Source organism: Streptomyces sp. NPDC020299, assembly GCF_044387825.1.
In the GTDB taxonomy this organism is placed as follows: domain Bacteria; phylum Actinomycetota; class Actinomycetes; order Streptomycetales; family Streptomycetaceae; genus Streptomyces.
Map to the genome: position 1 here is coordinate 236,414 of NZ_JBIRWL010000017.1, position 7,798 is coordinate 244,211.

The 7,798-nt window shown below is 72.1% G+C and carries 7 protein-coding genes; 5 read left to right on the top strand and 2 right to left on the bottom strand.

Annotation, left to right across the window (positions count from 1 at the left end; translation table 11 throughout):
• Positions 1-131: 131 nt before the first annotated feature.
• Both ACH45E_RS35455 and ACH45E_RS35460 read left to right on the top strand, forming a co-directional pair.
• Positions 132-1,904 carry a biotin carboxylase N-terminal domain-containing protein gene (locus ACH45E_RS35455; protein WP_361447410.1) on the top strand — a complete coding sequence of 591 codons (1,773 nt, stop codon included), beginning with the start codon at positions 132-134 and terminating at the stop codon, positions 1,902-1,904.
• Positions 1,905-2,232: 328 nt separating this feature from the next.
• Positions 2,233-2,778: a helix-turn-helix domain-containing protein gene (locus ACH45E_RS35460; protein ID WP_361447788.1), complete on the top strand. Its 546-nt coding sequence runs from the start codon at positions 2,233-2,235 to the stop codon at positions 2,776-2,778.
• A 405-nt stretch (positions 2,779-3,183) separates the two neighbouring features.
• On the opposite strand, the gene ACH45E_RS35465 is transcribed toward ACH45E_RS35460, so the two are convergent.
• Together ACH45E_RS35465 and ACH45E_RS35470 are read right to left on the bottom strand one after the other, a co-directional pair.
• Complete coding sequence (locus ACH45E_RS35465; RefSeq protein ID WP_399042223.1) at positions 3,184-4,104, bottom strand: DeoR/GlpR family DNA-binding transcription regulator; 921 nt, start codon at positions 4,102-4,104, stop codon at positions 3,184-3,186.
• Positions 4,105-4,306: 202 nt separating this feature from the next.
• Positions 4,307-5,755 (bottom strand): NAD(P)H-quinone dehydrogenase, encoded by a 1,449-nt coding sequence (locus ACH45E_RS35470; RefSeq protein WP_361447406.1) that lies wholly within the window; start codon positions 5,753-5,755, stop codon positions 4,307-4,309.
• 107 nt (positions 5,756-5,862) lie between these two features.
• Between ACH45E_RS35470 and ACH45E_RS35475 the strand changes: the two genes are divergently transcribed.
• The 3 genes from ACH45E_RS35475 to ACH45E_RS35485 all read left to right on the top strand — a co-directional run bounded on the left by ACH45E_RS35475 (position 5,863) and on the right by ACH45E_RS35485 (position 7,576).
• Complete coding sequence (locus tag ACH45E_RS35475; protein ID WP_361447405.1) at positions 5,863-6,303, top strand: gamma-glutamylcyclotransferase; 441 nt, start codon at positions 5,863-5,865, stop codon at positions 6,301-6,303.
• A gap of 51 nt (positions 6,304-6,354) precedes the next feature.
• Positions 6,355-6,639 (top strand): hypothetical protein, encoded by a 285-nt coding sequence (locus ACH45E_RS35480; protein ID WP_361447403.1) that lies wholly within the window; start codon positions 6,355-6,357, stop codon positions 6,637-6,639.
• 112 nt (positions 6,640-6,751) lie between these two features.
• Positions 6,752-7,576, top strand: a complete 825-nt coding sequence (locus ACH45E_RS35485; RefSeq protein WP_361447401.1) for a purine-nucleoside phosphorylase — start codon at positions 6,752-6,754, stop codon at positions 7,574-7,576.
• Positions 7,577-7,798 lie beyond the last annotated feature (222 nt).

Genomic DNA, 7,798 nt, shown 5'->3' on the forward strand with positions numbered 1-7,798 from the left:
GACATGGGCTTTCGCGGGTCGAGCGAGCCTCGAATCACGCTCCGTGTGGGCAAGCTCACCATTGGGGACGGGTCGAAGTGCCGTGTCGGCAGTCCCTAAACTCGGCTTGTTTCAAGGAGGGAGCCTCAATCGTGCGCAAGGTGCTCATCGCCAACCGTGGCGAAATCGCTGTCCGCGTGGCCCGGGCCTGCCGGGACGCCGGGATCGCGAGCGTGGCCGTCTACGCAGATCCGGACCGGGACGCTCTGCATGTCCGCGCCGCGGATGAGGCGTTCGCTCTGGGCGGTGACACCCCGGCCACCAGCTACCTCGACATCGCCAAGGTCCTCGGGGCCGCCCGTGAGTCCGGCGCGGACGCCATCCATCCGGGCTACGGCTTTCTGTCGGAGAACGCCGAGTTCGCCCAGGCGGTCCTGGACGCGGGCCTGATCTGGATCGGCCCGCCCCCGCAGGCCATCCGCGACCTCGGCGACAAGGTGGCGGCCCGTCACATCGCCCAGCGCGCCGGCGCCCCCCTGGTGGCCGGCACCCCCGACCCCGTCAGCGGCGCGGAGGAGGTCGTGGCGTTCGCGGAGCAGCACGGCCTGCCCATCGCGATCAAGGCCGCCTTCGGTGGCGGCGGCCGCGGTCTGAAGGTCGCCCGGACCCTGGAGGAAGTGCCCGAGCTGTACGAGTCGGCGGTGCGCGAGGCGGTCGCCGCCTTCGGCCGCGGCGAGTGCTTCGTCGAGCGCTACCTCGACCGGCCCCGCCACGTCGAGACCCAGTGCCTGGCCGACACCCACGGCAACGTGGTCGTGGTCTCCACGCGTGACTGCTCGCTGCAGCGCCGCCACCAGAAGCTGGTGGAGGAGGCTCCGGCGCCGTTCCTGTCCGAGGCGCAGGTCGCCGAGCTGTACTCCGCGTCGAAGGCCATCCTGAAGGAGGCCGGGTACGTCGGTGCCGGCACGTGCGAGTTCCTGGTCGGCCAGGACGGCACGATCTCCTTCCTGGAGGTCAACACCCGCCTCCAGGTCGAGCACCCGGTCACCGAGGAGGTCGCCGGCATCGACCTGGTGCGGGAGATGTTCCGCGTCGCCGACGGCGAGGCACTCGGCTACGACGACCCGGCGCTGCGCGGACACTCCTTCGAGTTCCGCATCAACGGCGAGGACCCGGGCCGCAACTTCCTGCCCGCGCCCGGCACGGTCACCCGTTTCGACGCACCCTCCGGCCCGGGCGTGCGCCTGGACGCGGGCGTGGAAGCCGGCAGTGTGATCGGCCCGGCCTGGGACTCGCTGCTGGCCAAGCTGATCGTCACCGGCCGCACCCGCAAGGAGGCCCTGGAGCGGGCGGCCCGCGCCCTGGAGGAGTTCCAGGTCGAGGGCATGGCCACGGCCATCCCCTTCCACCGCGCGGTCGTCACCGACCCGGCGTTCGCCCCCGAGCTGACCGGATCCGACGAGCCCTTCCAGGTCCACACGCGGTGGATCGAGACCGAGTTCGTCAACGAGATCAAGCCCTTCACCGCTCCGGCCGACGCCGAGGCGGAGGAGGAGACGGGCCGTGAGACGGTCGTCGTCGAGGTGGGCGGCAAGCGGCTGGAGGTCTCCCTGCCGTCGTCGCTGGGCATGTCGCTGGCCCGCACCGGCCTGGCCGCGGGTGCCAAGCCCAAGCGCCGCGCGGCGAAGAAGTCCGGCCCGGTCGCCTCGGGCGACACCCTCGCCTCCCCGATGCAGGGCACGATCGTGAAGGTCGCGGTCGAGGAGGGCCAGGAGGTCAAGGAGGGCGACCTGATCGTCGTACTCGAGGCCATGAAGATGGAACAGCCGCTCAACGCCCACAAGGCGGGCACCATCAAGGGCCTCAGCGCCGACATCGGCGCGTCCATCAGCTCCGGCGCGGCCATCTGCGAGATCAAGGACTGATCCGCGGGCAGGTGTACGGGCTTCAGGGCGCCCGGCGGACGAACCACTCGTCCGCCGGGCGCCCCGCCTTTTGCCGGCCCGGTGGCATCCTGGAGGCGAGTCGGGGCTGGGGCCTGCCCGGCGGATCAGGTCGCAGGAAACGGGCGGTGCCTCATCGACGCTGGTGAGCGCCGCAGATGGGCGTGCCGAGCCCCGCGTCTGCGAGATGATCTGCCGGACAGGCCCTGGTCGGGGCGCGAGAGGACAGGTGGAGGCCATGGGGGGCGCGACCGTGGGGGAGACCGCCGGGGCCGGGGACGCGGCGACGGCGCCCGTCGTCCCGCGGGCCATGCGCGCGGACGCCCGGCGGAACCACGAGCGGCTGCTCGCCGAAGCCCGTGCCGCGTTCGCCGAGCACGGCACCGACGCCTCCCTGGAGGACGTGGCCCGTCGCGCGGGCGTCGGCATCGGCACGCTGTACCGGCACTTCCCGAACCGGCACGCGCTGATGAGCGCGGTCTTCGAGGACGCGGTGAGCGAACTCCTCACCCGCGCCCGCGAGCTCCTCGACTCCCCCGAACCCTGCTCCGCCCTGGTCACGTGGCTGCGCGAGATGGTCACGCACGCCGGTGAGTACCGCGGCCTGGCGCGGGCGCTGATGTCGGTGACCGCCGAGCCCTCCTCCGCCCTGGCCCGGTGCAGCACCCCGATCCGCGAGGCGGGCGGCGCCCTGCTGGCCCGCGCCCAGGAGTCCGGCGCCGTCCGCGCCGACGTCCCCATCGGCGACCTCCTCCAGCTGACCCACGCCATCGCCCTGGCGGCCGAGGAGTCCCCGACCGACCCCGACGTGGCGGACCGGCTGCTACGACTGACCCTCAGGGGCCTGAAGGGCTAGGGCCTGTCCGGCGGATCATGTCGCAGACCCGGGGTTTGGCACGGGCAGCGCGCGGCTCACACGGCGGCACACGGAGCCCCGTCCCACGGCGCCCTCCCCCGCCGGTCCCGCGGCACACCGCGACAACGCAGCACGTACCTCGCCCAGCGACGCGCGGACGCAGGCCCCATGGTGGTGGGGCACGGCCCCAGGCCCCAGCCGTCGCGCAGGCGCGGTCCCCAAGGCGGTGGGGCGGCCTTCACGGCACGGCGGAGGCAGGCAGCCTCAAGGGCGTCATGGCGCGGCCTCACGCGGTGGCGGGGTGGAGCGCGCCTGGCTCGCGGCGCGGGAGCCTGGTACTCGCGCCGCACACCCGCACGCCCCCCCCTGGGCAGCGCACCCCCACCGCCCTCCCCCGTGGAGCGGTCAGCGGCGGCGCATGTCCGCCACTCGGGGGCGGTCCGTGGGTGTGGGCTGTTCGGCGCCCAGGACGGTGGCGGAGCGGAGGCCCGGGCCGGGGACCTGGCTGCGGCGGGGGCCGGGGAGGGGGACGTCCCGGCGCTGCTGGCGCGCCGGGACCTGGTCACCCCCCGGGCTTCCCGACGCCCCGGCCACGGCGATCTGCACCCCCTGGTCGGCGAGGGCCTGGAGTTCGGTGGCGGCACGGTCGTCGTGGGCGGGGGGCTCGTCGGTGACCAGACGGGTGATGAGGTCCGTGGGGACCGTCTGGAACATCGTGTCCGTGCCCAGCTTGGTGTGGTCGGCGAGGACCACGACCTCCGCGGCCGCCTGCACCAGCGCGCGGTCGACGGAAGCCGACAGCATGTTGGACGTGGACAGCCCGCGCTCGGCGGTCAGACCGCTTCCGGAGAGGAAGGCCTTGGAGACTCTGAGCCCCTGGAGGGACTGCTCGGCGCCGGAGCCCACCAGGGCGTAGTTGGAGCCCCGCAGGGTCCCCCCGGTCATCACGACCTCCACACGGTTGGCGTGCGCCAGCGCCTGGGCGACGAGGAGGGAGTTGGTGACGACGGTCAGGCCGGGCACCCGGGCGAGCCGGCGGGCCAGCTCCTGCGTGGTGGTCCCCGCCCCCACCACGATGGCTTCGCCCTCTTCGACGAGCCCCGCCGCGAGATCGGCGATGGCCGTCTTCTCGGCGGTCGCGAGATGGGATTTCTGCGGAAAGCCGGACTCCCGCGTGAACCCGCCCGGCAATACCGCACCGCCGTGCCGGCGGTCGAGGAGTCCTTCTGCCTCCAGCGCCCGCACGTCCCGTCGTACGGTCACTTCGGAGGTCTGGACGACACGGGCGAGCTCACGGAGCGACACGGCCCCGTTCGCTCGCACCATTTCGAGGATCAATTGGCGACGTTCTGCAGCGAACACGAAACTGACAGTAACGCGGGTGACCGTCTGCTTTCAGCGCTTTGCGCCGAATAACAGAAGTTGTTCGCACAGCAGGGTCGGAAGTGGTATAGGACCTGCCCGTCCCGCCTATGCCGCACACATGGTCGACAACTCCCCGTGACCAGCGGGGACTTGGATCCGGCCGTCAGACCTCGGCGCCCGTCTTACGAGTGTGCAACTGCCGTGCCACTTCGGCGATCGAGCCCGAAAGGGACGGGTACACGGTGAAGGCGTTCGCGATCTGTTCGACCGTCAGATTGTTGTCGACGGCGATCGAGATGGGGTGGATGAGTTCCGAGGCGCGCGGCGCGACCACCACACCACCGACGACGATTCCGGTGCCCGGACGGCAGAAGATCTTCACGAAGCCGTCGCGGATGCCCTGCATCTTCGCGCGCGGGTTGCGCAGGAGGGGGAGCTTGACGGCCCGGGCCTCGATCTTGCCGGCGTCGATGTCGGCCTGGGAGAAGCCGACGGTGGCGATCTCGGGGTCGGTGAACACGTTCGACGAGACCGTCTTGAGGTTCAGCGGGGTCACCGCGTCGCCCAGGAAGTGGTACATGGCGATACGTCCCTGCATCGCCGCGACGGAGGCGAGGGCGAAGACGCCGGTGACGTCTCCGGCCGCGTACACGCCGGGCGCGCTGGTCCGGGACACCCGGTCGGTCCAGATGTGCCCGGAGTCGCGCAGCCGCACGCCGGCCTCCTCCAGACCGAGGCCGGCGCTGTTCGGGATGGCGCCGACGGCCATCAGGCAGTGCGAGCCGGTGATGACCCGGCCGTCGGCGAGGGTGACCTCGACCCGGTCGCCCACGCGCTTGGCGGACTCCGCACGGGAGCGGGCCATGACGTTCATGCCACGGCGGCGGAAGACGTCCTCGAGGACGGCGGCGGCGTCCGGGTCCTCACCGGGCAGCACGCGGTCGCGGGAGGAGACGAGGGTGACCTTGGAGCCGAGGGCCTGGTAGGCGCCGGCGAACTCCGCGCCCGTGACACCGGAGCCGACCACGATGAGCTCCTCGGGGAGCTCGTCGAGGTCGTAGACCTGGGTCCAGTTCAGGATGCGCTCGCCGTCGGGCTGGGCGTCGGGCAGCTCGCGCGGGTGACCGCCGGTGGCGATGAGGACGGCGTCGGCGACGAGCGTCTCCTCGGTGCCGTCGGCGGCACGCACGACGACCTTCCGGGAGCCGTCGAGGGCCTGCATGCCCTCCAGCCGGCCGCGGCCCCGCACGACCCGGGCGCCGGCGCGCGTGACGGAGGCGGTGATGTCGTGCGACTGGGCGAGGGCGAGCCGCTTCACACGGCGGTTGACCTTCCCCAGGTCCACCCCGACGACCCGGGCCGCCTGCTCCAGCGGCGGGGTGTCGTCCGCGACGATGATGCCCAGCTCCTCGTACGACGAGTCGAAGGTGGTCATCACCTCGGCCGTCGCGATGAGCGTCTTCGACGGCACGCAGTCGGTCAGCACCGACGCCCCGCCCAGACCGTCGCAGTCGACGACGGTCACCTCCGCACCGAGCTGCGCGGCCACCAGCGCCGCTTCGTATCCGCCGGGTCCGCCACCGATGATCACGATCCGAGTCACGTACTCCATTGTCCCGCACGCCTCAATGTGCTTCCGCCCGGGGGCGCAGGCCCACCATTTCGAGGTTACTGCCGGGGTGGCAGGGACGGGAGTTCCCGCTGCCGTACCCTCGATCCATGTCGTCGCTCTACGCCGCGTACGCCGGCAATCTCGACGCACGGCTGATGTCCCGCCGCGCCCCGCACTCGCCGCTGCGCGCCACCGGCTGGCTGAACGGATGGCGGCTGACCTTCGGCGGCGAGCAGCTGGGCTGGGAGGGCGCGCTCGCGACGCTCGTCGAGGACCCCCTCTCGCAGGTCTTCGTCGCGCTGTACGACATCGCGCCGATGGACGAGGAGTCCATGGACCGCTGGGAGGGCGTCGGCCTCGGCATCTACCGGCGGATGCGGGTACGGGTGCACACGCTGGACGGCTCGGAGCCGGCCTGGGTGTACGTGCTCAACGGGTACGAGGGCGGGCTGCCGTCGGCGCGCTACCTCGGCGAGCTCGCGGACGCGGCGGAGTCGGCGGGAGCGCCCCACGATTACGTGATGGAGCTGCGGAAACGGCCCTGCTGAGGCGGTTCGCCTCTAAAATTGGGCCGATCGAAGCAGGAACGGGAGGGCGCCATGGCCCCCATCGCCCAGTACGACGTGTACTACACCGAGCAGGCCGCCGCGGCCCGCGACCGGCTCGACGACCAGCAGCGCGTCGCGTTCGACAAGGGCATCGCGCTCCTGGCCCGTGACCCCTTCCTCTCGGTGTCCCGCCCCATAAGCTCCACCGGCGACGACCGGACGATCCGGCTCACCCAGAACATCCTGGTGGAGTACACGGTCAGCCGCGGCCGTCTGCTGATCTTCATCGTCGAGGTATTCAACGACAAGGACGTCCTCATCCCGGGCGAGGGCTGACCCGGCTCGACTTCCCTGCGCCTGGACCCGACGGAAACGACAAGACAACGATCGCGTTCCCGTGAGCTCCGTCATCTACGCGCGTAGGCCGAGACCGGCTACGCTCGTCCGCGTGAACGCATCTCTTCTTCCGGACGACATCCAGGGCGACCCGTACGCCGCCGCCGACACGGCTGCCGCCCGCCTGCGCGAGCTCACCGGCGCCGAGACCCACGACGTCGCCCTCGTGATGGGCTCCGGCTGGGCACCGGCCGTCGACGCCCTGGGGGCTCCCGACGCCGAGTTCCAGGTCACCGAGCTGCCCGGGTTCCCGGCGCCGGCCGTCGAGGGCCACGGCGGCAAGGTCCGCTCGTACGTCATCGGTGACAAGCGCGCGCTGGTCTTCCTGGGACGTACGCACTACTACGAGGGCCGCGGTGTCGCCGCCGTGGCGCACGGCGTACGTACGGCGGTGGCCGCGGGCTGCAAGACCGTGGTGCTCACCAACGGATGCGGGGGTCTGCGCGAGGGCATGCGGCCCGGGCAGCCGGTGCTGATCAGCGACCACATCAACCTGACGGCGACCTCGCCGATCGTCGGGGCGAACTTCGTGGACCTGACCGATCTGTACTCGCCGCGGCTGCGGGCGCTGTGCAAGGAGATCGACCCCTCGCTGGAGGAGGGCGTCTACGCGCAGTTCCCCGGCCCGCACTACGAGACGCCGGCCGAGATCCGGATGGCCCGGGTGATCGGGGCGGACCTCGTGGGTATGTCCACGGTGCTGGAGGCCATCGCGGCGCGGGAGGCCGGGGCGGAGGTGCTCGGGATCTCCCTGGTGACGAATCTCGCCGCCGGTATGACCGGGGAGCCGCTGAACCATGAGGAGGTTCTGCAGGCGGGGCGGGATTCGGCTTCTCGGATGGGAGCGTTGCTCGCGCGCGTGCTTGGCCGGTTGTAAGCGGGGGCGGAGTGGCCTGCGGGGCGGGGGCTTGCCCTGGGGCTCCGCCCCAGACCCCGCCAGGGGCCTGCGCCCCTGGACCCCGGGGTTTCCCACCCACCCACCCATGACGGCCAACTGGAAGGTCGCCCCACCCTGGGGCTCCGCCCCAGACCCCGGCGGGGACTGCGTCCCCTGCACCCCTCGCGGGGCTCCGCCCCCGCACCCCGGCGGGGGCTTCGC